The organism is Micromonospora sp. SL4-19, from assembly GCF_047921475.1.
Taxonomy (GTDB): Bacteria; Actinomycetota; Actinomycetes; order Mycobacteriales; family Micromonosporaceae; genus Micromonospora.
Genome location: NZ_JBLROB010000040.1, coordinates 11,703 through 33,839 on the forward strand (window position 1 = coordinate 11,703; position 22,137 = coordinate 33,839).

At 72.1% G+C, this 22,137-nt stretch carries 19 protein-coding genes; 3 read left to right on the forward strand and 16 right to left on the reverse strand.

Annotated features, from left to right (window positions below; translation table 11 throughout):
• Positions 1-60: 60 nt before the first annotated feature.
• Positions 61-1,791 carry a hypothetical protein gene (locus ACNAVT_RS28970; RefSeq protein ID WP_416300817.1) on the reverse strand — a complete coding sequence of 577 codons (1,731 nt, stop codon included), beginning with the start codon at positions 1,789-1,791 and terminating at the stop codon, positions 61-63.
• Positions 1,792-2,433: 642 nt separating this feature from the next.
• Between ACNAVT_RS28970 and ACNAVT_RS28975 the strand changes: the two genes are divergently transcribed.
• Positions 2,434-2,763, forward strand: a complete 330-nt coding sequence (locus tag ACNAVT_RS28975; RefSeq protein WP_416300819.1) for a hypothetical protein — start codon at positions 2,434-2,436, stop codon at positions 2,761-2,763.
• Between the two features lie 27 nt (positions 2,764-2,790).
• Here ACNAVT_RS28975 and ACNAVT_RS28980 read toward each other — a convergent pair whose 3' ends face one another.
• A complete protein-coding gene (locus ACNAVT_RS28980; RefSeq protein WP_416300820.1) occupies positions 2,791-3,345 on the reverse strand; it encodes an NBR1-Ig-like domain-containing protein in 555 nt (184 codons plus the stop codon).
• A 664-nt stretch (positions 3,346-4,009) separates the two neighbouring features.
• Between ACNAVT_RS28980 and ACNAVT_RS28985 the strand changes: the two genes are divergently transcribed.
• On the forward strand, positions 4,010-5,161 hold the full coding sequence (locus tag ACNAVT_RS28985; protein WP_416300822.1) for a glutamate-cysteine ligase family protein: 1,152 nt from the start codon (positions 4,010-4,012) through the stop codon (positions 5,159-5,161).
• A gap of 204 nt (positions 5,162-5,365) precedes the next feature.
• On the forward strand, positions 5,366-6,508 hold the full coding sequence (locus ACNAVT_RS28990; RefSeq protein WP_416300873.1) for a sugar efflux transporter: 1,143 nt from the start codon (positions 5,366-5,368) through the stop codon (positions 6,506-6,508).
• An 81-nt stretch (positions 6,509-6,589) separates the two neighbouring features.
• Here ACNAVT_RS28990 and ACNAVT_RS28995 read toward each other — a convergent pair whose 3' ends face one another.
• The 14 genes from ACNAVT_RS28995 to ACNAVT_RS29060 all read right to left on the reverse strand — a co-directional run bounded on the left by ACNAVT_RS28995 (position 6,590) and on the right by ACNAVT_RS29060 (position 21,976).
• Positions 6,590-7,222, reverse strand: a complete 633-nt coding sequence (locus ACNAVT_RS28995) for a LuxR C-terminal-related transcriptional regulator (RefSeq protein ID WP_416300823.1) — start codon at positions 7,220-7,222, stop codon at positions 6,590-6,592.
• Entirely contained in the window at positions 7,210-8,421 is a 1,212-nt protein-coding gene (locus ACNAVT_RS29000; RefSeq protein ID WP_416300825.1) for a sensor histidine kinase, read from the reverse strand. Before ACNAVT_RS29000 ends, ACNAVT_RS28995 begins: the two co-directional genes overlap by 13 nt.
• A 65-nt stretch (positions 8,422-8,486) precedes the next feature.
• A complete protein-coding gene (locus ACNAVT_RS29005) occupies positions 8,487-10,901 on the reverse strand; it encodes an FtsX-like permease family protein (protein ID WP_416300826.1) in 2,415 nt (804 codons plus the stop codon).
• Positions 10,898-11,635, reverse strand: a complete 738-nt coding sequence (locus ACNAVT_RS29010) for an ABC transporter ATP-binding protein (RefSeq protein WP_416300828.1) — start codon at positions 11,633-11,635, stop codon at positions 10,898-10,900. Before ACNAVT_RS29010 ends, ACNAVT_RS29005 begins: the two co-directional genes overlap by 4 nt.
• Before the next feature lie 141 nt (positions 11,636-11,776).
• Positions 11,777-12,010 (reverse strand): hypothetical protein, encoded by a 234-nt coding sequence (locus ACNAVT_RS29015; protein WP_416300830.1) that lies wholly within the window; start codon positions 12,008-12,010, stop codon positions 11,777-11,779.
• A gap of 242 nt (positions 12,011-12,252) precedes the next feature.
• On the reverse strand, positions 12,253-13,782 hold the full coding sequence (locus ACNAVT_RS29020) for an aldehyde dehydrogenase (NADP(+)) (protein WP_416300831.1): 1,530 nt from the start codon (positions 13,780-13,782) through the stop codon (positions 12,253-12,255).
• Positions 13,775-15,274: an NAD(P)/FAD-dependent oxidoreductase gene (locus ACNAVT_RS29025; protein ID WP_416300833.1), complete on the reverse strand. Its 1,500-nt coding sequence runs from the start codon at positions 15,272-15,274 to the stop codon at positions 13,775-13,777. The genes ACNAVT_RS29020 and ACNAVT_RS29025 overlap by 8 nt, the downstream gene beginning before the upstream one ends.
• Positions 15,258-15,563, reverse strand: coding sequence for a (2Fe-2S)-binding protein (locus ACNAVT_RS29030; protein ID WP_416300835.1), 306 nt, complete (start codon positions 15,561-15,563; stop codon positions 15,258-15,260). The genes ACNAVT_RS29025 and ACNAVT_RS29030 overlap by 17 nt, the downstream gene beginning before the upstream one ends.
• Positions 15,520-16,716, reverse strand: coding sequence for an NAD(P)/FAD-dependent oxidoreductase (locus ACNAVT_RS29035; protein ID WP_416300837.1), 1,197 nt, complete (start codon positions 16,714-16,716; stop codon positions 15,520-15,522). The genes ACNAVT_RS29030 and ACNAVT_RS29035 overlap by 44 nt, the downstream gene beginning before the upstream one ends.
• Positions 16,717-16,762: 46 nt before the next feature.
• Positions 16,763-17,446, reverse strand: coding sequence for a GntR family transcriptional regulator (locus ACNAVT_RS29040; protein ID WP_416300839.1), 684 nt, complete (start codon positions 17,444-17,446; stop codon positions 16,763-16,765).
• The gene (locus ACNAVT_RS29045; protein ID WP_416300840.1) at positions 17,443-18,444 is read right to left on the reverse strand and encodes a proline racemase family protein; all 1,002 of its coding nucleotides are present in this window, start codon (positions 18,442-18,444) and stop codon (positions 17,443-17,445) included. The genes ACNAVT_RS29040 and ACNAVT_RS29045 overlap by 4 nt, the downstream gene beginning before the upstream one ends.
• The gene (locus ACNAVT_RS29050) at positions 18,441-19,349 is read right to left on the reverse strand and encodes a dihydrodipicolinate synthase family protein (protein WP_416300842.1); all 909 of its coding nucleotides are present in this window, start codon (positions 19,347-19,349) and stop codon (positions 18,441-18,443) included. Before ACNAVT_RS29050 ends, ACNAVT_RS29045 begins: the two co-directional genes overlap by 4 nt.
• A 49-nt stretch (positions 19,350-19,398) precedes the next feature.
• A complete protein-coding gene (locus ACNAVT_RS29055) occupies positions 19,399-20,724 on the reverse strand; it encodes an aminopeptidase P family protein (RefSeq protein ID WP_416300844.1) in 1,326 nt (441 codons plus the stop codon).
• Positions 20,717-21,976 (reverse strand): alpha/beta fold hydrolase, encoded by a 1,260-nt coding sequence (locus ACNAVT_RS29060; RefSeq protein WP_416300846.1) that lies wholly within the window; start codon positions 21,974-21,976, stop codon positions 20,717-20,719. The genes ACNAVT_RS29055 and ACNAVT_RS29060 overlap by 8 nt, the downstream gene beginning before the upstream one ends.
• Positions 21,977-22,137 lie beyond the last annotated feature (161 nt).

The window sequence follows — 22,137 nt, forward strand, 5'->3', positions numbered from 1 at the left end:
GCTCCTCCTGTGAGGTGGCGCCGCCTCGGCGGGCGGCGCCACCTCAGGAGCACGGTACGCCTACCGGGCCCAGCCGTAACTGCCTCGCCGCTCGGTGGGAATGCCGTTACGCGGTTCGTCCTTCAGGATCCACACGGGATTCGAGAAGCCGATCACCTCGCCATCAGCGTTCCTGATCTCCACCCGGAGGTAGCAGCTGGTCCGGGTGGGAATCACCAGGTGCGCTCGCTCCTCCTGCCGGTCGAACTCGATCCGGCGCGAAGCGGTGGCGGGAGCCGGGTCGGCCAGGCCCGCGTGGTCCACCTCGCCGGTGACCAGGTGTACCGCCGCGCCGTCGGGAAGGTCCGTGACCGAGATCGTCACCGGCGCCTGGGCGGCCGGTGTCACCAGGACACCCCCCATCGGAACGGTGCCGCGGACCAGGATGTCCAGCTGCCCGCGCCAGTACTGGGGATCCCAGAACCAGGCGCGCCCGCCCCGCAGGGCCGCGAACAGGTCGCCCTCGTCCGTGGAGTCGGCCCAGACCGAGGTGATCCAGCGCTGTTTCTGCTGGACCCAGTCCGAGCCGCCGTGGTCGTCGCTGACGCCGGTGGCGGTCACGAAGACCGCGTTGCGCGCCGCCGCGTCGTAACCGAAGACGGACTCCCCGAAGTCCTCCTTGCAGCCCACTTCGATCATGTCGGCGCCGAGTGCATTGGTCTCGATGAGCAGGCGGGCGAGCTCCGGTCCCGAGGGCGCGTCCTCGAGGGGGTGGTTGAACGCCACCAGGCCGTTGTTCGCGTGGACGAAGTCGACCATGGCCATGGCGGCTGCGACGGTGGTGACCTTGTTGGGCGGCGCGTCGCCGTAGTCGGGAAGGGTGAAGTTCCCGCCGAAGGCGTTCAGGTGGCGTACCAGGGAAATCTCGGTCCCGTGGAACTGTCGGACGGCCGGGTAGCGGTCCGCGTACTCGCGCATCATCTCGTCCTGCAGCACCACCGACTCGTCACCGTCACGGCGGGTACGCAGGAACCGCAGCCGGTCCACCACGCCCGAGGCGAGGGCCCCGTTCCGCGATCGAACGCCGACGCGCAGCCGGTGGATGCCGCTGTCGGCGGCGACGATGTCCGGCCAGATCGCCGCGACGTCGGACTCCAGGTCGAGACGGAGCCGCTGCCACGTACCGGGCGCGACCGCCAGGCCGACGACGCCGAGCAGGCCGTTGTTCTCGGTCCACCGCCCGGTGCCCTGGCCGATGCGGTACTCCAGGGTGTATCGGCCGGCCCGTCGCCCCGCGGTGGCTGGACGGTAGGAGGAGAGCACTCGAACCAGCAGCTCGGCGTCCGGGCCGAGGTTCTCGGCGAGTACGTCGAGTTCGAGGACGGTTGCCGCCAGGCTGGTGGTGTAGGTGCTGTTCCAGGCGATGCCCTCGTAGAGCATCGCCCCCCACGCGGTCGCCGAGGTCTGCGCCTGCAGCCGCAGGGCCTTGCCGGGCTCGTCCGGCGAATGCGGTTCGTTGATGAAGGTGCCCACGGCAAGGTCGGGCTTACCTTCGAGAATCTTGTTCCACGTCCACGACCGTCCGCTCTCCGGCTCGCTGAGCCCCTCGAAGCGGACGGCCTGTCGGTAGCCGTGCGCCTGCATGCGGAAGTCGTGATCGGTCCACCAGATGACGTCCACTCCGAGGTCGGTCGCCTGCTGGAGGTGGGCATCCATGCTCGCCGTTCCCTCGCTGAAGGCGGAATGGATGTGCATCGCCATGCTCACCGCGCGCTTGCCCGGACGGGCTGCGCCGGCTGCGCTCTGCGCCATGGTCGTGGGAACTGGACCGACTGCCGTGCCGATCCCGATCGCGGCTCCCAGTTTCAACGCGCCGCGTCGCGAAATTGCGGATGTCATGAATCGACTCCTTCTCGCCAAGGGAGGTCCCTGGCACGCTAGGAGGCCCAGATGATCTAGGGCAGATTCCGAATGATCCGCACCTGAACAGCGGAGGAACATCGGCGAGCAGGACAGCGCGACAACAAGGGACGACGAGCGCAAGCTCGAAGCTGCGGGCGAGACCATGCCCGTGGCCACGGCGCTCCTGCCGCACGACACCCCGTCGCCAGCCGCCCCACGCCTGGTCATCCCGGTGCTGGAGCTGCGACGTCGGCCGATCTGGTCCGATATGGTGACCTGACCATGGACCGGGCCCACTTCGAACAACCGGATCCGCCGGTGATCGTGCGGCCCCGGCCGCGCCGTCGCGGGCGGCGGGTACTCGTCACGGTGATCGTGGTGGCCCTGATGTCGGCGGCAGCCTTCGGGGTGGCCCACCTGTCCGGCGTTCTCAGGCCGCACGCCGGCGAGCCGGGCTGGCAACCGATTGCCGGCTCAAGCATCGGTGGGTCCGTGGGGGGATCCGGGAAGCTGTCAGTCACTCAGCGAGTCACCAACCGGGAGGACCAGGCGGTGACCATCGAGCAGATCCGCACCGTGCCGCCCCATGGCCTGACGGAGATCGAGGCGGGAATGGTTCCGGCGAACTCCTGGAAGGAGTTCGACATCTTCGGGGAGGTCCCGGTCACCAAGCCGCCGTTCACCGTCGGGGCTGGGCGCGTCACCGAGTTGTTCCTGCGTTACCGCGTCGACTGCCTGCGCGCGCCGCGGCCGGCCAAGGCATCACTGCGGATCATGCTCACGGTCTCGATGGGATCGGTCCGCCAGGAGGTGGAGGTGCCTGATGTCCGTCCCGTCAGCCTGGCCGGGGGCGGTTCCGCCACGCAGCCGGACTGCCGCTGAGGGCCGGCGGTACACCGTGCCTGAGGATCAGGCTCCCCAATGGCCACCACGTCGGGCGTCCCGTTCAACGGCATTGATCGTGCAGTGCAGTGGCCGCGACTGGGAGCCGGGGAAGTAGAGCCGTCCCGCCGCATCGGTGATCTTGAAGTACGCCGTGCAGGCGGCGTCGACACGTGGTGCGCGCAGCCGGACCCGGACCACCGCCTCGGCGCCCGGGGCCACCTCGCCGAGTTGCACGCGGATGGGCGACTGAAGCCAGCCGGCCACCCCTGGCGCGCCCTGGCGGGTCAGCCACCGGCCGCGCCAGGGCACCGGGCCGGCATTGCGCACGGTCCAGGTCTTGTCGAACGCCGCACCGATCGGCACCACCGTGCCGTCCGGTGGATCCTCGGCCATCAGCAGGCAGCAGTCGGCCGGATCGTGGTCGACCGGCACCGTGCCCCGGCCACCGTCGGGAACCAGGCGCCCCCGGGTCGTCCGGCAAAGCCTGGCGTCCCGCAGCGACGTCTCCCGGCCCACCCGGACCGCCGCGTCCAGGTCCAGGAACTGGCCGAGCAGAGCCTGTCCCGCCCCGAACGTCACGTCGTACCTCGGATCGACCGCGTACGAGGGCTACTGCGAGATGGCAGCCGAGAACGCGTACGGCCGGACCGGCGTCTACGCCTCGGCGATGGCCGACTGGAACGACGCCGTCGCTCGCGGGACCGCCCACCGGGGCGACCTGAACGCGGCCCCGCGGCGCCCTGGTCTTCTGGAACATCAGCGCCCCGTACGGGCATGTCGGCATCTCCCGCGGTGACGGGACCTTCGTGGCGACCAGCGTGAACGGGCGGATCGGGTCGGCCCGGTTGCCCTACTACGCCAACTATCTCGGCTGGAGCTGGCCGAACTTCTGATCCGTGCGGCGGGCGGCGGATGCGGATCCGTCGCCCGCGCCAAGCAGTCGACGTGGCCACCCGCACCGTTCACCTAGCGGAATCGGGAGTTCACTCACAGCTACCTGAACGCTCCCTTGACAATGTATCCGCAGGGACCGCTAATTGAGAGCACCTCTGCACGGTCTTCCACTGGTGGGAGGTGCCCCCTTCCACCTCCAGCCCTGCTGCCCTTCCTGCACGGTAGGCAGCTGGGCCGCGCCTACCTGTCGGAGAAGACCGTGAATGCCGCTGCCGTGCTCACTGAGGCCACCGCCGCAGCCTACGTCGGTGCCGCCGCTTTTCGGATCGGCACGCCGGGAGGCGTCGGCGTGGAACTCGAATACGTCGTACGGGACCCGGCGCACCCCCTCGACCGGCCCTCGATCGAGCGCCTCAGCGCCGCCGTCGCCCGCCTCGGCGACCCGCTGCCCGGCGGCGGTCGGATCACCATCGAGCCCGGCGGCCAGCTCGAGCTGTCCTCCGCAGTCGGTGCCAGCATGCAGGCCTGCATCGACGTCACCGCCAGCGACCTCGCGCTCGTCCGGGCCGCGCTCGCCGAGGACGGACTCCTGCTCGAAGGCGTTGGCCTCGACGTCGGCCGTCGACCGCAGCTGATCACCGAGCATCCGCGCTACGTCGCTCTGGCGGCCTACCACGACCGCGTCGGCCCGAAGGGCCGCACAGTCATGTGCAACTCCGCCTCCGTCCAGGTGTGCCTCGACGCGGGCGACGATTCAGACGGCTGGACGGGATACCGTCGCCGCTGGTGGCTCGCCGACGCGATCGGCCCGGTGCTGCTGGCATCGTTCGCCAACTCACCGCGAGTGGCCCGTTCCGGCGCTCCGTGGGTGTCCCACCGACAGGTCCTACGCTTCGGCACCGACGCGAGCCGCACCCGGGCTCCCCGTCGCAGCGCCGACCCGCGGACGGCGTGGAGCCGCTACGCTCTCGCCGCACGCGTTGCCATGATCGCCGAGCCCGAGCCTCTTCCCTGGCTCGTACCCACGGGCCTGACGATGCGCGACTGGCTGCGCGGTCACGGCCCGCGCCCCGCCACCCTCGACGACCTGGAGCGGCACCTCGGCACTCTCGTACCGCCGACCCGTCCCCGCGGGCACCTTGAGTTCCGCATGATCGACCAACAGTCGGGTGACGGCTGGGTCGTGCCGGTGGCCGTGGTGAGCGCGCTGCTGGACGACCCGGTCGCCGCCGAAACGGCGGCGGCGGCGACCGAGCACCTGCGCTCCCCCCTGCGCCGGCACCGCGACTGGCTGGCCTCAGCCCGGCACGGCCTGGGCGATCGAGCGCTCGCGGACGCCGCGCTCGCCTGCTTCACCGCCGCGGCCGACGCGCTGGAACGACAGGGCGCCTCAGCTGACGTCAGGCGCGCCGTCGCCAACTTCATCGACAGCTATGTCGCCCAGGGGCGCTGCCCCGCTGACGACCGCCGAGCCCCGGCGCCCGCGCTTCTGCAGTCCTGATCAGGCTGGGACGCGGGGAAGCCGACGAGCCGGAGGAGCCCGGCGCACAGTCCCGGCCGTCCGGGGCTGTGCGCCCGGCGTGTGGCCCAGGCCACACGGCGCAGAAAGTGCCTGCACACGAGGTCGTTAAAGTGCCGACCCGTGGTGGTGGATGGGGCGCGCTCCGAGCGATCCAGCGCTGTCCGCACCCTGCTTCCCCTCGGCGTGGTCTTCTTCGCCGTCGGCATCGCGAACGCCGTGGTCATGCCGTTCCTCTCGCTCTTCCTGAGCACAGCGGTGCACGCCGATCCGGTCCGGACCACGGCATTCCTCCTCGCCGCACCGCTGTCGGGCGTGGTCATCGCCACTGTGGTCGGATGGCTGTCGGATCGATGGGCGATCCGGCGAGTCCTGCTTGTCGGAGCCGCTCTGGCAGGTCTGGTCAACGCGGCGCTGACCGCGTTCATCCGCGACTACTGGGTCCTGGCGGCGCTGGCCGTGACCCTGGCGCCGCTGTCCGCCGCGCTGTTTCCGCAGGCCTTCGCCTACGCCCGTCAGGCCCTCGCCGGGGCCGATCCCGGGCGGGCCGCGATGGGCATCAGCAGCCTCCGGACGGTCTTTTCGTTCTCATGGGTCCTTGGACCGCCCCTGGCCGCACTTCTGTTGAGCACCGGAGGGTTCCGTTACCTCTACGGGACGGCAGCGATCATGTTCGCGCTCGCCGCACTGGTGTCGGTCGTCGGCCTGGCCGAGATTGGCACACCGGCGGCCGCCGCCGACCGGCATCTGACCGACGCGCCCGCGGCATCGCGGTCGACGTTGCTGCTGACCGTTCTGGCGTTCACCATGCTGAATTGCCCGATGACCCTGGCCGTGCAGGCGCTCCCGTTGTTCATCAGCACCGACCTCGGCGGCGACGCAGCCCAAGCCGGCCTCATCCTCGGCCTCTGCGCCGCGCTGGAGATCCCACTGATGCTGGGCCTGGGCGCCGTGGCCGCCCGGTTCCGCGTACGCGTGCTGCTGCTTGCCGGCGCCGGGTGCGGCTTCATCTACTACGCGCTGGCCACCACCGCCTCGTCCATCTGGGCGCTGGCCGCCGGTCAGGTCGCCAACGCGGCCTTCATCGCGGCAGTGTCCGGCCTGGGCATCTCTTACATGCAGGACCTGCTGCCCCAGCGCCCCGGACAGGCCACCACCCTGTTCACCAACTGCTTTCCGATCGGCGCGATGCTGGCCGGTCCGCTGTTCGGCCTGGCGCAGCACTACGGCTTCCGCCTCGCGTACGGCGCGTCGACCACCTTGTGCGCTGCCGGCCTGCTGCTCCTGCTCGTGGTCCGGCCGCCAGCCACCGCACGCGTCGCCATGTGACGCACCGGCCTGTCCGCCCGTTCCGACCGCCTACCCAGGTTGGCCGCGTCCACCGATCGCCGAGGTCTGGCGAACCACGCGTCACGCGTTGAGGTAGGCCAGCACCGCCAGCACCCGCCGGTGGGAGTCGTCCGACGGCGGCAGGCCGAGCTTGGCGAAGATGTTGCCTATGTGCTTCTCGACCGAGACCGGGGCCAGTACGAGCGCCGAGCAGATCGCCGAGTTGGACCTGCCCTGGGCGACGAGGCCGAGGACTTCCCGCTCGCGCGCGGTGAGTGCGGCAACGCCCTGGTTGCGGGCGTTGCGGGCGAAGAGCTGCTGGATGACCTCGGGATCCATCGCGGTGCCGCCGGCAGCGACCCGCTCGACGGCGTCGAGGAAGTCGTCGAGGGCGGTGACGCGATCCTTGAGCAGATAGCCGACCGCGCCCCGCCCGTCGGCGAGCAGCTCGGCGGCGTAGATGCGCTCGACGTACTGGGAGAGGATCAGGATCGGTGCGGGCCGCAGCTTCAGAGCGGCGCGGATGCCCTCGTCCCGGTAGGACGGTGGGAGCCGGACGTCCACGATGCACAGATCCGGGCTCAGGTCGGCGGCCGCCCGCAGCAGGTCCTCGGCGTTGTCGACGGCGGCGACGACCTCGTGGCCGGTGCTGGTGAGGATGCGGACCAGGCCGTCCCGCAACAGCATCAGGTCCTCGGCGATCACGATGCGCATGGGAACTCCGCGGTCAGGCGGGTGGGGCCGCCGGGTGGGCTGGAGATGGTGAGGGTGCCGTCGAGCGCCTCGGCCCGGCGGCGCAGGCCGTCCAGGCCGGAACCGAACCGGTCGGCGCCGCCGACCCCGTCGTCGGCGACCTCGACGGCCAGCGTGTCACCCCGGACCACGGTCACCTCGCAGGCGGTGGCGGAGGCGTGTTTGACGGCGTTGGCGAGGCCCTCCGCGACGACGAAGTACGCCGCCGACTCCACCGCCGGCGCGAGCCGTTCCGGCACTTCGACGGTGACGGCGACGGGGACGGAACAGTCTGCGGCGAGCGCGTTCAAGGCACCCGTGAGCCCGCGGTCGGTGAGGATCGGCGGGTGGATGCCCCGCACGAGGCGGCGCAGCTCGGCCAGTGCCTCGTCCAGCTGGCGGCGGGCGGTCGCGACGTCGTCCAGTACCGGCGATCCGTTGCGGGCGCGGCGTTCGGCGAGGGCCAGGGTCATCCCGGCCGCGACGATGCGGGCCTGGGCGCCGTCGTGCAGGTCGCGTTCGATCCGGCGCAGCTCAGCGGCCTGCACGTCGACGACTCGCGCCCGGGTTTCGGCGAGGTGCTGCGCGCGGCGGACGAGACGGCCGTGCTCGCCCGGGGCGAGCAGCGCGACCGCCACCCGCACCTGCGCTGCGGCCAGCGTGCGCAGCAGCCACAGCACGATCGGGGCAACGGCGATGCCGACCAGGGCCAGCAGAAGCCGGCCACCGAGCGTACCCATGGCTTGTTGCACGAGCGGATGTGCGCGCCGCTCGGGAACCGACCAGGCCCAGGCCGGGGCGACCACTGCGGCGAGCGTGACCACGGCCGTGACCACCGCGATGATGCCGAAGCCGAGGCCGAGCGGGAACAGGGCAACGAACCAGGCCATGTCGCGCCAGGTGGCGGGCTGCGCGGCGACCTCGCGGGCGCGGGCCCGCCCGGTGCCGGCGGGTGGCAGGTAGGGGTCGGGAATCGGGGTGCCCAGGACCCACGCCGCTCGGTGACGCTCCGCGGTGGCCAGACGCCGGTCGAGCCAGGTGACGCCGAGAAAGACCGGCACACCCAGGGCCGTGACCGCACCGATCGCCATGACCAGCGTGGTGACGAGCGCCCAGAGGAATCCGGCCGCCCCGGCGACCAGACTGGTCACCAGGTAGGCCAGGGATCTCGCGGTGCGCACCCGGCGGAGTCTATCGATCGCCGGCGACCGGACGACCCGGCCACCGGCGATCTTGGTACGGACCATCAGGCCGGCCGGACCGAGCGGAGCACCCACCAGGTGGGCAGCATCCCGGCGACGAGCCCGAGCACACCGATCGCCGCGAGCAGCTCCCCGTACGCGCGGGCGTCGACGATCAACCGCAGCACACCGTCCTGGGCGGTGCTGAACGCGGCGACGACGATCGACGTGACCGCGACGCCGAGCGCGATCCCGGCGGCGACGGCGAGCCCCGCCTCCCGGGCGGTCATGCGGCGGATCTGTCGGGGCGTCGCACCCAGCAGCCGCAGCTGGGCCAGCTGCGCCCGGCGGGCCGCCGCCGCGACCGCGAACGTGTTGACCACCGCGATCGCGGTGAAGCCGAGCGAGACGGCGATCATGATCTCCCACGCCCCCCGCTGCTCGTCGGCGTCGCTCGCCGTCACGGCCCGGGCGGCGGTGACCTGCATGCCCGGAACCCGCTGGTCGCCACGGAACGCGATGGTGGTGACGAGACCGCGCGGGTCGTGCGCGGCGACGAGCCCGGCCGGGGCCAGGAGATCGCCGAAGCCGCGGGAGCGCTCGAAGACGCCGGTCAACGGCAGTTCGGTGGCGTACCCGTCAGGCAACCAGATCTTCACCCGGTCGCCGACGTGCCAACCGTTGGCCCGGGCCAGGTACGCGCTCGCGGCCAGGCCCTCGCCCCGCCAGTCGCCGGCGCTGAAGCCGAGGTCGAGGACGGGGTGTGCGCCGAGCTGGACCCCGTACGCCGGGTAGTCCTCGGGCTTGCCCCCCTCGTCCACGATCAGGCGGGTCGGCAGGGTGGCCGTGAAGTCACCGGGGAGTGCCCGCACCAGCGGCAGGGGCAGGGCGCCGGTGGCGATCGACGTCGCGGCGGCGTTACGGGCCCGCTCCTGGCCGCCCGCGAGGTCGGCGCTGAGCGCGCTGTTGAGCAGCATCGGCGCGTTGATCGCCACCATCAGCGCCAGCGGTACGGCCACCGACGTCACCCGCCGGTTCTCCGCCCGGGTGAACGCCCCGGCCAGCCAGCCGGTGATCCCGGTCGCGCCGGCGACCCGGGAGAGCGCCCCGCCGAGCAGCCGGACCAGGAGCGGACCGGCCGCGCCGGTGGCACACAGCAGCAGGGCGCTGGAGATAAAGGTCATGCCCATCCCGAACGGGCCGCCCAGCGGCACCACCGCCAGGATGACGACCGCACCGGCTGCGGCGGACAGCGCGATGAGCGTACGGACGACCCAGCCGGTCCGGCCCTCGACAAGGGTTTCCTGCAGGGCTTGTGCGGGTGCGATCCGGATCGCGCGGCGAGCCGCGAGGCGAGCACTGACCTGCGCCATGAGGAGGGCCAGCGCGACCGCCGCCAGGAGGACGCCGACGTTGAGGCTCACCTTGAACTGCTCGGGTACCGCGCCGAGCGCCCGGAACCGGGCGGCGATCACCTCGGCGACGCCGACGCCGAGCGGTGCGCCGACGATTGCCGCAGCGACCGTGACGAGCAGCGTCTCCGTGCTCAACAGCCGCCACAGCTGCCGCGGCGTCGCGCCGGCCGCCCGCAGCAGGGCCAGCTCCCGCAGCCGCTGCCGCACGGCGAGCGCCACCGTGCCGGTAAGGACGAAGACGGTGGCGAAGGCGGTGATGCCGATGACGAACCCGAAGATGGAGATGGCGCCGATGTAGTCCGGCAGCGCCGACGGGAGGTCAGCACGTACCTTCTCCGCGCCCGTGAAGACGGTGTCGACCTCCAACTGTGCCTTGAGGCGGCCCGCCACGGCGGCGGAGTCGGAGCTGGTGCCTACGCCGAGCGCCGTCGGGCCGGTCAGCCCCGACAGCGCCGACACATCGGCGTCGGCGACGAACACGGCGGCCTGCTCTTCCAGCCGCTGCGCCACGACCCCGGCGACGGTCAGCTGGCGGATCCCGGTCCGGCTCACCACTCGAACATGATCGCCGGGGCGCAGCCCCAGCGACGGATCGACAGCAACCTGGCCGGGCCGGGGTGCCACGCCGGCCCGGAGCGTGAACGGCAGCAGAGCCGCCGACGCCCAGCCGTGAGCGACGGCGGAGCCGATCGGCGCACGGTCCAGTGTGGTCAATGTGACGGGGAAGCTGTAGTCAGCCGTGACCCCGGCGACGCCGGGCACCGCGGCGGCCTTCATCGCCCATTCGGCGGGCAGCGCCGGGGCTCCGGCAAGCCGCTCCGTCTTGGTCTTCGACTTCGTCTTGCCCTTTCCCTTCTCCTTGACCGCGGTGAGGCTGACCTGCCGATCACCGCCGACCACGACGCCGACGGCGTCGAAGCGGTGGGTGGCCGGCCGGGCGGTCAGGACCGAAAAGAGCAGCAGCGCCGCGCCGCCGACCAGGGCGACCGCGAGAACGGCGGCGACGAAGGTGCCGAGGAAGGCGACCAGCCGGCTGCGCAGGCCGGCAAGGGCAAGGCGGATCATCGCTTCGTCACCGCCATCATCTCCTTGGCGATCAGCTCGGCGGTCGGCGCGGGCAGGTCACGGACGATCTGCCCATCGGCGAGGATCACGGCCCGGTCCGCCCAGGCTGCGGCGGCCGGGTCGTGGGTCACCATCACCACAGCGGTGGCGAACTCGTCCACGGCCCGCCGCAGCAGGCCCAGCACCTCCCGGCCGGCCTGCAGGTCCAGCGCGCCGGTCGGCTCGTCGGCAAAGATCACCGCCGGGCGTCCGGCCAACGCGCGGGCCAGCGCCACCCGCTGCCGCTGGCCACCGGAAAGCTGCGCCGGCCGGGCCCTCTCCCGCCCGCCCAAGCCGACCTTCGCGAGCACCTCACGCGCCCACCTGCGGTCCGGGCGCGCCCCGGCCAGCCGCTGCGGGAGCAGTACGTTCTGCTCCACCGTCAGGGCATCAATCAGGTTGTACGCCTGGAAGACGAACCCGACGTGCTTGCGCCGCACGACGGTGAGCCTCGGCTCGCGCAACGCGCCGAGCTCCTGCCCGACCAGGGTGACCCGGCCGGAGTCGGCGCGATCCAGACCGGCAGCGCACTGTAGGAGCGTCGACTTGCCGGAGCCCGACGGACCCATCACCGCGGTGAAGGTCCCGGTGGCAAAGGACAGCGATACACCGTCGAGGGCCCGGGTGACGGTATCGCCACTGCGATACGTTCGGCGCACGTCGGCCAGCTCAACGACGGGGGCGGTTGCGATCATGCAAATGAGGATGTCGGACAGGGCGCGCCGGACCCACACGGTGAGCTGGGATCTTCGGGGGTATGGCTGGCCCTACCGTCGCCAGGCCTGCGGGACGCCGTCAAGGAATAGGAGCCGTACGGCGCCAAGAGCGGGGAACGGTCAGGCGTGCGGGTGTGTGGTTGCGAACCCTCGGTCGAGGGCAACTGCCAGCCGGCGCTTCCAGGTCTTGGCGTCGCCGGGGACGCCGGGATACTCGTCGGTGAAGTTGTCCCGGTCGACGTTCCAGGCAAGGACCGATTCGGCAGTGAAGTCGTCGGCTTCGGCGTCCAGTTCCGGCCGGAGCAGGTCCCGGACGAGTCGCAGGCCCACGGTGGTGTGTTCGGCGAGCACCACAGCGCATCGTGCCGCTCGGCTACCTCGGTCACCGCCGCCAGTGTGGGAGCCCCTGTGGGAAGCAGGAGCCTGACGTGGTGCTCGAAGTACCGGCCAGGAGGCTGCGCGGCCGCGTCCTCGTCGGTCACCGGCACACCGTCACACCATGGCGCTGCCTCGATCTTGAGCTCGGAGCCGGCACGGCGGCGACCGGTGCGGGCGCGGTCTACGGCCCTGCCGCCACCGCGCCCGCACCTGAACCCCTACGCGGTCGTAGGGACGCCGTCGACCACGCGGGGAAGGCCGAGCGGGTTGGTCTCCCGCAGCTCCGGCGGGAGCAGTGGGTCAGGGGTGTTCTGGTAGCAGACCGGGCGCAGCCAGCGCTCGATCGCGGTGCTTCCCACCGAGGTCGAGCCGCTGGTCGAGGCGGGGTAAGGTCCGCCGTGCTGCATGGCAGGGGCAACCGTCACCCCGGTGGGCCAGCCGTCCACGACGACCCGTCCCGCGATCTCGCTCAGCCCGGCGACCAGGTCCGCCGCCGCGTCGTCCCGCTCGTCGGCGGCCAGGTGCACGGTCGCCGTGAGGTTGCCCGGCAGGGCGTCGAGCACCGCGTCCCGCTCGGCCGGCGAGCCGTAGCGGACCAGCACGGTGACCGGCCCGAAGCATTCCTCCAGCAGCTCCCGGTGCGCCTCGCCCTCGGCGAGCCGGGACGCCGCGACGGTCAGGACGCCCGGCCGGATGGCCAGCGGCGTCCCGTCATCACCGGCCTCCCCCGCGTCGAGCGATTCCGTTACGCCTGGGAGCGCGGCGCGGGAGCGGACTCCGGCGAGGAACGCCGTGCGCATGCGCGGGTCGAGCAGCGGCCCGGAGGGCACCGACGCCGTGACGACCGCCCGGGTGACAGCGTCGCCCGCCGGTCCCGCGGGGAGGAGGACCAGACCCGGCTTGACGCAGAACTGGCCCATCCCCAGGGTGTACGAGGCAGCGAGCCCCGCTCCGATCTCGTCCGCTCTGGTCGCGGCCGCCCGCGCGGTCACCACGACCGGGTTGAGGCTGCCCAGCTCGCCGTGGAAGGGGATCGGCCGCGGCCGGGAGGACGCGATGTCGAACAACGCGCGGCCGCCGCGCACCGAGCCGGTGAACCCGACGGCCGCGGTCAGCGGGTGGCGGACGAGTTCCGGGCCCGCATCGAAGCCGTGGACCAGGCGGACGACGTCCTCAGGCAGCCCGACCTCGGCGGCCGCCGAGCGGAGGATCCGGGCGCAGAGGATGGAGGTGGCCGGGTGGTCCGGGTGTGCCTTGACCACGACCGGGCATCCCGCGGCCAGCGCGCTCGCGGTGTCGCCGCCCGGCACGCTGAAGGCCAGCGGGAAGTTGCTCGCCGCGAAGACCGCGACCACGCCCAGCGGCACCTTGTAGCGTCGCAGATCGGGGCGGGGCGCAGGCTGCGCCTGCGGGTCGGCGTGGTCGATGATCACGTCCAGGTAGGCGCCGGCCTCGACCACGTCCCCGAACGCCCGGAGCTGGTAGCACGTGCGGGCGAGCTCGCCGGTGAGCCGAACTCGGCCGAGTGCCGACTCCGCATCGGCGGTCGCGATGATCTCCTCGCCGTTCTTCTCCAGGAACGCGGCGGCAGTACGCAGCAGGTCGGCCCGCGCGGCGCGGTCCCTGAGCGCCGCGCCGGCCGCGGCGGCGGCCCGCACCGCCTCATCCACGTCCTCCGCCGTCGACTCGGCCGCGACGCGTCCCTGTGGCTCTCCGGTACGCGGGTCGATGCTCAGCACGTCACTCACCGTCTCGTCCTCTCTCTTCGGTCGCCTCTACGGGCGTCGGATCTTCGGCCAGGGCGGCGAGCTCGCCCAGGGGCACCGGTACGGCGGGACTGCGGGTGGCCAGCGGGCGCAGGTCCTCCGACGTGGTCTCGCGCCCGCTCAGACAGGCCGCGATCCCGGCGGTGGCGAAGCCGCACACCCGTCCCTGACACCAGCCCATCCCCGGCCGTGCCAGCATCTTCAGCGTGCGCGGGTCCTCCGCGCCGAGGTCGTCGTGCGCCCGGCACAGGTCACCGTACGAGACCTCCTCGCAGCGGCAGACCGGTGTCGTCTCCGACAGCCACTCCGGCCATGCGCGCGGCACCGGATAGGTCCGGTGCATGGCGGCGGCGAACCGGCGCCCCCGCCGGATCGCGCTTCGCAGCCTCCGCATCACGGCCGGATCGGCCGGACGCCCCAGCGCGGCGGCGAGGGCGAGCCCACCCAGCCGTCCCTCTTGGACGGCCAGGGCCGCGCCGCCCACGCCGGTCGCCTCGCCGGCGACGTACAGCCCCTCGACGCTGCTGCGCTGATGGTCGTCAACGACCACGACGAGGGATCCGTCGACGTCCTTCGCCGTCTCCGCGCCGAGCATGAGCGGCAGTTCGAGCGAGGGGGTGAAGCCCCAGCCGAGCGCCACGAGGTCGACGGCCATCTCCTCGTCCGGCCCGGCCGGGCGGCCGTCGCGGTCCACCCTGCCGATCCGGACCGCCTCGACCCGGTCCGTTCCGAGGATCTCGCGGATCACGGTCCTCGTCCGGTACGGGATGCGGTGCCGGGCCATGAGCGCCGCGTACTGCAGTGCCTCGACGCCCTTGCCCGGCGCGGAGATCGCGCCGACCGGGTCGCGCAGCCAACCGAGCGTGCCGTTGGCCTCGACCACGGCCGCGATCCTGACCCCGGCCCGCGCGAGGCCGGTGGCCACGGGAAGCAGGAACGGGCCGGTGCCGGCGACAACCGCCCGCCGTCCCGCCGGGGTGCGATGCCCCTTGAGCAGGGCCTGCACTCCCCCTGCGGTCATGACGCCGGGCAGGTCCCATCCGGGGAGGGGCAGTTGCCGGTCGTATCCCCCGGGGCACAGGATCAGTGCCCGCGCGACGTGCGTGCCCGCCCCGTCCAGGGATCCCCCGGTGGCGGCGGCCGTGGACGTGGCGGCCGTCGTCCGGAGGGTGAAGTCGCCGCTTTCGCCTCTGGTGATGAGCCAGACCTGGTGGCCGGGGAGGTAGTGGATCCGGCCGGCGGCACGGAGGGCGTGCATGCGGTTCCGCAGGCCGGTGAAGACCGGCCAGCCGTGATGGCCGACGCGATCGTCGGGGCGGGCGTAGGTCTCGTCGTAGTGCCGCCAGTACTGCCCGCCGGGCTGTCCGGCGGTGTCGATCAGGGCGACGCCGAGCCCGGCCTCGGCGGCCTCGACTGCGGCGGCGAGGCCGGCCGGGCCCGCGCCGACCACGGCGACGTCATGCACCTGCGGCATCGCCGTTCCTCCGGTCGTCGGTGTCTTCAAGGTCGGCGTCGGTCTCGGCGTCGTCGCCGAGGCTCATGCCGTCGGCGGCGGTGACCAGGCAGGCGCGCTGGTCGGGGACGCCGTCGACCGTGATGAGGCAGTCGAAGCAGACGCCGATGCCGCAGAACAGCCCTCTCGGCCGGCCGCCCTTGCGGGTGGTGCGCCAGTCAGGGATTCCGGCGGCGACCAGTGCGGCGGCGATGCTCTGGCCGGGCTCAGCGGGAACGGCGACGCCGCGGAAGGTCATCTGATGCGTCATCGGAGCACCTCCTCGCGTCCGCGAATCGGTCCGGAGCGAACGGCGTGAGGTCCAGGTCGGGCCGCTCGCCGGCGAACGCCTGGGCGATCAGCTTTCCGGTGCCGGCGGACAGGCCGATGCCGGCGCCCTCATGGCCGCAGGCGTGCCAGAGGCCGGGCGCGCGGAGGTCGGGACCGATGACGGGCAGGTGATCGGGGCAGTAGGGGCGGAAGCCGAGGTACGTGCGCATCGCGCGGACCTCCCGAAGCATCGGGAACAGCGCGATCGCCTTGGCCGCGAGCGTGCCGATCGCGGTGACGGACACGGTCCGGTCGAAACCGACTCGCTCGCGCGACGCGCCGATGAGGATGGTGCCGCCGGCGGTCCCCTCGACGACGGGTGAGGTCTGCAGGGCCGAGTCGGAGCTGGCCACGTCGCCGACGTACTCGGCGGCGTACACCTTGTGGCGGATGGTCCGGGGCGGCATCGGCTGGGTCACCAGGATGAAGCCGCGCCGGGGCAGCACGGGGACGCGCACCCCGGCGAGGCCGGCGACCCCGCCTGCCCACGTGCCGGAGGCGTTGAGCACCGCCCCGGCGGGGATGTCGCCTCCGGGGGTCCGTACGCCTGTCACCCGGGCACCGTCGCGCAGGAACCCGGTCACCTCGGTACGCGTACGCACCTGCGCCCCGCGCTGCCGGGCCAGCCGGAGCAGGTGCGCCGCGACCAGCATCGGCTGGACCTGGGCGTCCTGCGGATAGAAGGCGCCCCCGGCCAGCTCCGGAGAGAGATGCGGCTCGTAGTCGCGCAACTCGGTCCGGGCGACGTCGCGGACCTCGACGCCCCACTGACGCTGCCGGACGGCGAGCTCGCGCAGCGATGCGACGCTCTGCTCCGTCGCCGCGACGACCAGGCCGCCCTTGGACTCGAACTCCCACAGATCGGCGTGTTCCGCGAGGTCCTCGCGCCAGACCCGCTGCGAGTACAACGCCAGGTCGAGCTCGGGACCGGCCTCCTTGTCGGACACCAGCACGTTGCCCTCGCCGGCGCTGGAGGTGCCTCCGGCGATCGCGCCGCGCTCGACGACCACCACCCGCGCCCCCGCCAGCGACGCGAAGTACGCGCTGGCGGCGCCCACGACGCCCGCCCCGACGACCACGAGGTCGACGCTCATGCCGCCGCCTCGAGATTCACCGGCGCTGCGCCGATGATGCCCTCGCTCATGGCGCCTCCTTGGCGCCACGTGCCCACAGGCCTCGTACGTGACCGATGTGCCGGTGCATCAGCAGCTCGGCCCCGGACGCGTCGCGGGCTTCGATGAAGTCCAGCAGCTCGTGGTGCTCGGCGGCCGAGCGGCCCAGCATGCCGCTCTCCAGCAGCGGGGTCAGGCCGAGCAGCCGGGTCTGCGAGCGCAGGTCGGAGACGACGTCCACCAGGAACCGATTCCGGCTGTAGCCGAGCAGGGTCAGGTGGAAGACGTGGTCGGCCTCGATGTAGCCGACCAGGTCGCCGCGCTCCGCCGCGTCGACGATGGCCTGCGCCATCGTCCGCAGTTCGGGGATGTCCTCCGCCGGGATCACCGCCACGGCGTCCCGCACGGTCGGCGGCTCGATGAGCAGCCGCACGGCGGCCAGGTTGTCGAGGTCCTCCTCGGACATCTCCGTGATCCGGAAGCCCTTGTTCGGATGGGGGACGACCAGGCCCCCCTTCACCAGGTCGAGCATGGCCTCCCGCACCGGGGTGGGCGAGACGCCGAGCTGTGCGCCCAGTGCGGGCGCCGAGTAGACCACGCCGGGCTCCAGCTTGCCGGAGATGATCGCGGCACGCAGGGCCTCCCTGATTCGGTCGCGGAGGTTTTCCCTCCGGCCGATGCCAGGCAGGCTCGGCACCGGCACCGGACTCACAGCAGGAACCCTGCGGGAAACGGGTCGGTGGGGTCGAGGTGGAACTGCGAGGTTGCGGTGACCCACGCCCGGCCGGTGATCGACGGCAGCACAGCCGGCAGCGACCCCACCGTGGTTTCTTCGAGCAGCCGCCCGGTGAAGCGGGTGCCGATGAACGACTCGTTGACGAAGTCCTCACCGATGCCCAGTTCGCCGCGCGCGTGCAGCTGCGCCATCCGGGCGCTGGTGCCCGTGCCGCAGGGGGAACGGTCGAACCAGCCGGGGTGGATGGCCATGGCGTGCCGCGACAACGCGGCGGTCGAGCCGGGGGCCTTCAGATAGACGTGGTGGCAGCCGTTGATGTCGTCGCGCTCGGGGTGGATCGGCCGGTCCTGCTCGTTCACCGCTTCCATGATCGCCAAGCCGGCGGACAGCAGGTCGCCGGAGCGGGACCGGTCGAAGGGCAGGCCCAGATCCGCCAACTCGACGATCGCGTAGAAGTTCCCGCCGAAGGCCATGTCGTACCCGACCTCGCCGAAGCCCGGCACCTCGACCTTCCGGTCCAGCGCGTACGAGAACGACGGGACGTTCTGGATGGTGACCGACTCCGCCGCACCGTTCCGCACCGCCACCGACGCCACGACCAGCCCGGCGGGGGTGTCGAGCCTGATCGTGGTCACCGGCTCGACGACGGGCACCATCCCGGTCTCGACGAGCACCGTCGCGACGCCGATCGTGCCGTGGCCGCACATCGGCAGCAGCCCCGAGACCTCGATGAAGAGCACCCCGTAGTCGGCGTCGGGGCGGGTCGGCGGCTGCAGGATCGCGCCGCTCATCGCAGCGTGGCCGCGCGGCTCGTACATCAGCAGCGTGCGGATGTCGTCGCTGTTCTCCATGAACCACAGCCTGCGCTGGGCCATGGTCTCCCCGGGGATCGTGCCCATGCCGCCGACGATGACCCGGGTGGGCATGCCCTCGGTGTGCGAGTCGACGGCGTGGAACGTGCGGCGGGACCTCACTTGTAGCCCTTGCTCAGGACGGCTTCGGTGTCGGCGGTGATCCTGGCGGCCAGCTCGGGCGAGAGCGGCAGTCGCGGCGGACGACAGACGCCGCCCTTGCGGCCGGCGATGTCCATCGACAGCTTGATCGACTGGACGAACTCGGTCTTGGAGTCCCAGCGCAGCAGCGGGTGCAGGTCGCGGTAGATCGACAGCGCCTTGGCGATGTCGGCGGGGTCGCCAGAGGTGGCCAGCCGGTAGAGCTCCACCGTGCTCTCCGGGATCGCGTTCGGATAGCCGGCGATCCAGCCGACGGCGCCGGCGAGACCCACCTCGAGCAGCACATCGTCGGCGCCGATCAGGACGTCCAGGCCGGGTGCCAGCTCGGCGATCTCGTACGCCCTGCGGACGTCGCCGGTGAACTCCTTCACGCCGACGATCAGGCCCTCGGCGAACAGTTCGGCGAGCAGCGCGGGAGTCAGGTCGACCTTGGTGTCGATCGGGTTGTTGTAGGCGACGACCGGCAGCCCGGCCCGGGCGACCTCGCGGTAGTGCTCGACGACGGCCCCGCGGTCGGCGCGGTAGGCGTTCGGCGGCAGCAGCAGCACGGAGCTGGCCCCGGCCTCGGCGGCCTGCTCGGCCCAGCGGCGGGCCTCGAGCGCACCGTAGGCGGCGACGCCGGGCATGACGCCGAAACCGGTGGGGGCGGCCTCGACGGCAACCTCGACGACCCTCGCCCGTTCCTCCGGGGTCAGCGTCTGGTATTCGCCGAGCGAGCCGTTGGGCGTCACTCCGTCGCAGCCACCGGCGGCGAGGAACCGGACGTGCTCGGCGAACCCGTCGTAGTCGACGGAGAGGTCGTCATGGAAGGGCAGGGCCGTCGCGACGTGGACGCCGCGCCACGGCTTGGCGGGGGTGGTGTTCATGCTGGGGGTCTCCTTAGTGGTCGTGCTACAAAAGCCGAACAGTGCAATATCACATTGCTTGCACGGTCATCCATTTCTCCAGACCGTCGGCGTCCAGCGGCAGCGCGCTGGACAGCACCTCCAGGCCGTCCGGTGTGACCAGGAGGTCGTCCTCGATGCGTACTCCGATTCCGCGCAGCTCGGGAGGCACAGTCAGGTCGTGCGCGTGGAAGTACAGACCGGGCTCGACCGTGAGCACCATGCCGGGTGCCATGATCGCGCCCTGATAGGCCTCCACTGCGGCTCGGCCGCAGTCGTGCACGTCCAGCCCCAGATGATGGCCGATGCCGCACACCAGGTAGCGCCGGTGGTGCTGCCCGGTGTCGGACAGCGCCTCGTCCACGGAGACCGGCAACAGTCCCCAGTCCGCCAGCCCCCGCGCGATCACCTCCATCGAGGCGTGGTGGAAATCGGTGAACCGGCGGCCGGGCCCCACCGCCGCCAGCCCGGCCCGGTGGGCTCGTTCCACCAGGTCGTGCACCTGCCGCTGCGCGGGAGAGAACCGCCCGGAGGCCGGGAACGTGCGAGTGACGTCGGCGGTGTAGCAGCTCCTGGCCTCGACGCCCATGTCGAGCAGCAGCAGCTCGTCCGGCAGCACCGGGCCGTCGCAGCGCACCCAGTGCAGGGTGGGCGCGTGCCGGCCACTGCCGACGATCGTGGCGTAGCCGGGGCCGTTGCCGTACGCCCGGGCGTACCGGTCGAAGGTGCCCTGCAGCCACCGCTCCCCTGGCCCCGCCATCGCGGCGGGGATCTCCCGGACGACCGCGGCGAAGCCCTCGACCGTACGGTCCACCGCCTCGCGAAGCTGCCCGATCTCCCACTCGTCCTTGTACATGCGCAGTTCGGCGAGGGTCCGGCCGACCTCCTCGTCCCGGATCACCTCCTCGGTGAGCTCCGAGAGCGGCCGGACCTCGACGCCGAGCGCCCGCGCCCACTCGGCCGGCCCCGGCACGGCCCCGACCCACAGCTCGCCGTAGCGGGCGTCGGACCAGAAGCGGGAGTCGCCGGGACAGGCGGGCGGCGGCATGTAGAGCGTCGCTTCGCCCCCGCGCAGCACCACGACGGCATTCTCGATTCCGCAGCCGGTCACCCAGACGAAGTCGCTGTCCGGGCGGAAATCGTACGTCGTGTCGTTGCTGCGGACGGGGGCCTCCCCCGCCGCCAGCACGATCGTCCGGCCGGGAAGCGCCTCGGCCAGCCGGGCCCGGTGGGCGGCGGCCGCCTCGGCGGCGCCGGGGACGACCGGCGCGGTGCGGTCGGGCACGCCCCAGCCCGTGTTCATGTAGTCGGTGAACGCCTCGATCTCGGACAGCTTCGGCGGCTTGCCTTCACGCATCGGCGACTCCTCCTCCCATTTCCCGAACCAGCTCGGTCAGCCGGGCGAAGACCTTGTCGTCGCCGATGCCGTCGTGTTCGAACTCGTTGGTGATCCAGGTCTGGACGTTGCCGACCCGGGACGCGGTGTCCAGTTGCAGGCCGGCGTCCACGTACATGTCGTCGTAGTAGACGGCGGCGGCCACGGGGATCCCGTTGGCAGCCAGCCGGTCGAGGTCGTAGAGCTGCGGCCACTCGTCCCGGACGGCCAGCAGCTCGACGGCGCCGCGGAACGGGCGCAGCTCGGCGATCTCCTCGAACATCCAGGGATAGATCATCTCACCGGTGAACAGCAGCGGCCTGGCCTCCTCGGCGAACTGCGGGTGGCGCACCCGTTCGGCCTGCGCCGCCCAGGCGGTGGCGGCGGCACCGTGTCCGTAGATGCTCTCCTGCAGCGCCGCGAACAGCGGGTTGTCGCTGTAGGAGGTCCTGGCCAGCACCTGGTGCAGAAACGTCGCCGACAGCTCGTCGCCCGAGAAGGCCTCGTCGAGCAGCCAGTGCATGCGCTCGTACCCGGGCTTCATGCCGAAGTCCAGGCCGAGTGACTGCAGCCGCCGGACCGTGAGCACGTCGCCGTCGGGCAGCAGCACATCGCCCTCGGCCAGCCGGTCGGCGATCCGGCCCACCTGCGCGGCCTGGTGCGGATAGCGCCGGTAGAACTCCCTGTTCTTCGCCTCGACCCGAGGATAGGTGCGCCGGTAGACCTCGGCCGCCGACGGGTCGAGACCGGGCAGTCCGCCGGTGACGTAGCAGGCACTCAAGCCTTCCGGAGCCTTCGACAGGTAGGTCAGCGTGATGAAGCCGCCGTACGACTGCCCGAGGGTGGACCAGCGCCGGCCGCCGAAGACGGTCTTCCGTAGGTGCTCGTGGTCGGCGACGATCGAGTCGGCCCGGAAGCAGGCGAGAAAGCTGGCAGCCTCCTCGGCCGTCGCGAACCCGCTCATCCGGCGACCGTCGATGCGGGTGCTGCGGCCGGTGCCGCGCTGATCCACCAGGACGACGCGGTAGTCGCGCAGTGCCTGGCCGAGCCAGCCGGACCGGCTGAGCGGGCGGGGGCCCTTCCCGCCGGGTCCGCCCTGCAGATAGACCAGGCACGGCAGGTCCTCACCGGCCCGTACGGGATCGACGATCTCGCGGGCGAAGACCTGGATGGTGCCGCGCGCCGGGTCGGACCAGTCCAGCGGCACGTCGGTCACGTGATCGCGGACGCGCATGCCGGGAACGGTGTAGGAGGTCGTCGGGGCTCCCGCCCGATCATGGGCGCACGGGTTGGACAGTCCGGACACCATCAACACCTCCCCAGTAAGGTGTGCCATTGCACTGATCTTAGGCACGACGCGGGGCACCGCCAAGAGGGGGCGCCCGTGATCCGGCC

What these genes read in the sequence shown, in the direction of transcription:
- ACNAVT_RS29030 (WP_416300835.1), bottom strand. Translation starts at nt 15,563, where the DNA reads ATGACGCATCAGATGACCTTCCGCGGCGTCGCCGTTCCCGCTGAGCCC.
- ACNAVT_RS29050 (WP_416300842.1), bottom strand. Translation starts at nt 19,349, where the DNA reads ATGAACACCACCCCCGCCAAGCCGTGGCGCGGCGTCCACGTCGCGACG.
- ACNAVT_RS29035 (WP_416300837.1), bottom strand. Translation starts at nt 16,716, where the DNA reads ATGAGCGTCGACCTCGTGGTCGTCGGGGCGGGCGTCGTGGGCGCCGCC.
- ACNAVT_RS29060 (WP_416300846.1), bottom strand. Translation starts at nt 21,976, where the DNA reads ATGCGCGTCCGCGATCACGTGACCGACGTGCCGCTGGACTGGTCCGAC.
- ACNAVT_RS29005 (WP_416300826.1), bottom strand. Translation starts at nt 10,901, where the DNA reads ATGATCCGCCTTGCCCTTGCCGGCCTGCGCAGCCGGCTGGTCGCCTTC.
- ACNAVT_RS29010 (WP_416300828.1), bottom strand. Translation starts at nt 11,635, where the DNA reads ATGATCGCAACCGCCCCCGTCGTTGAGCTGGCCGACGTGCGCCGAACG.
- ACNAVT_RS28970 (WP_416300817.1), bottom strand. Translation starts at nt 1,791, where the DNA reads ATGGCGCAGAGCGCAGCCGGCGCAGCCCGTCCGGGCAAGCGCGCGGTG.
- ACNAVT_RS29025 (WP_416300833.1), bottom strand. Translation starts at nt 15,274, where the DNA reads ATGCCGCAGGTGCATGACGTCGCCGTGGTCGGCGCGGGCCCGGCCGGC.
- ACNAVT_RS28995 (WP_416300823.1), bottom strand. Translation starts at nt 7,222, where the DNA reads ATGCGCATCGTGATCGCCGAGGACCTGATGCTGTTGCGGGACGGCCTG.
- ACNAVT_RS29055 (WP_416300844.1), bottom strand. Translation starts at nt 20,724, where the DNA reads ATGCGTGAAGGCAAGCCGCCGAAGCTGTCCGAGATCGAGGCGTTCACC.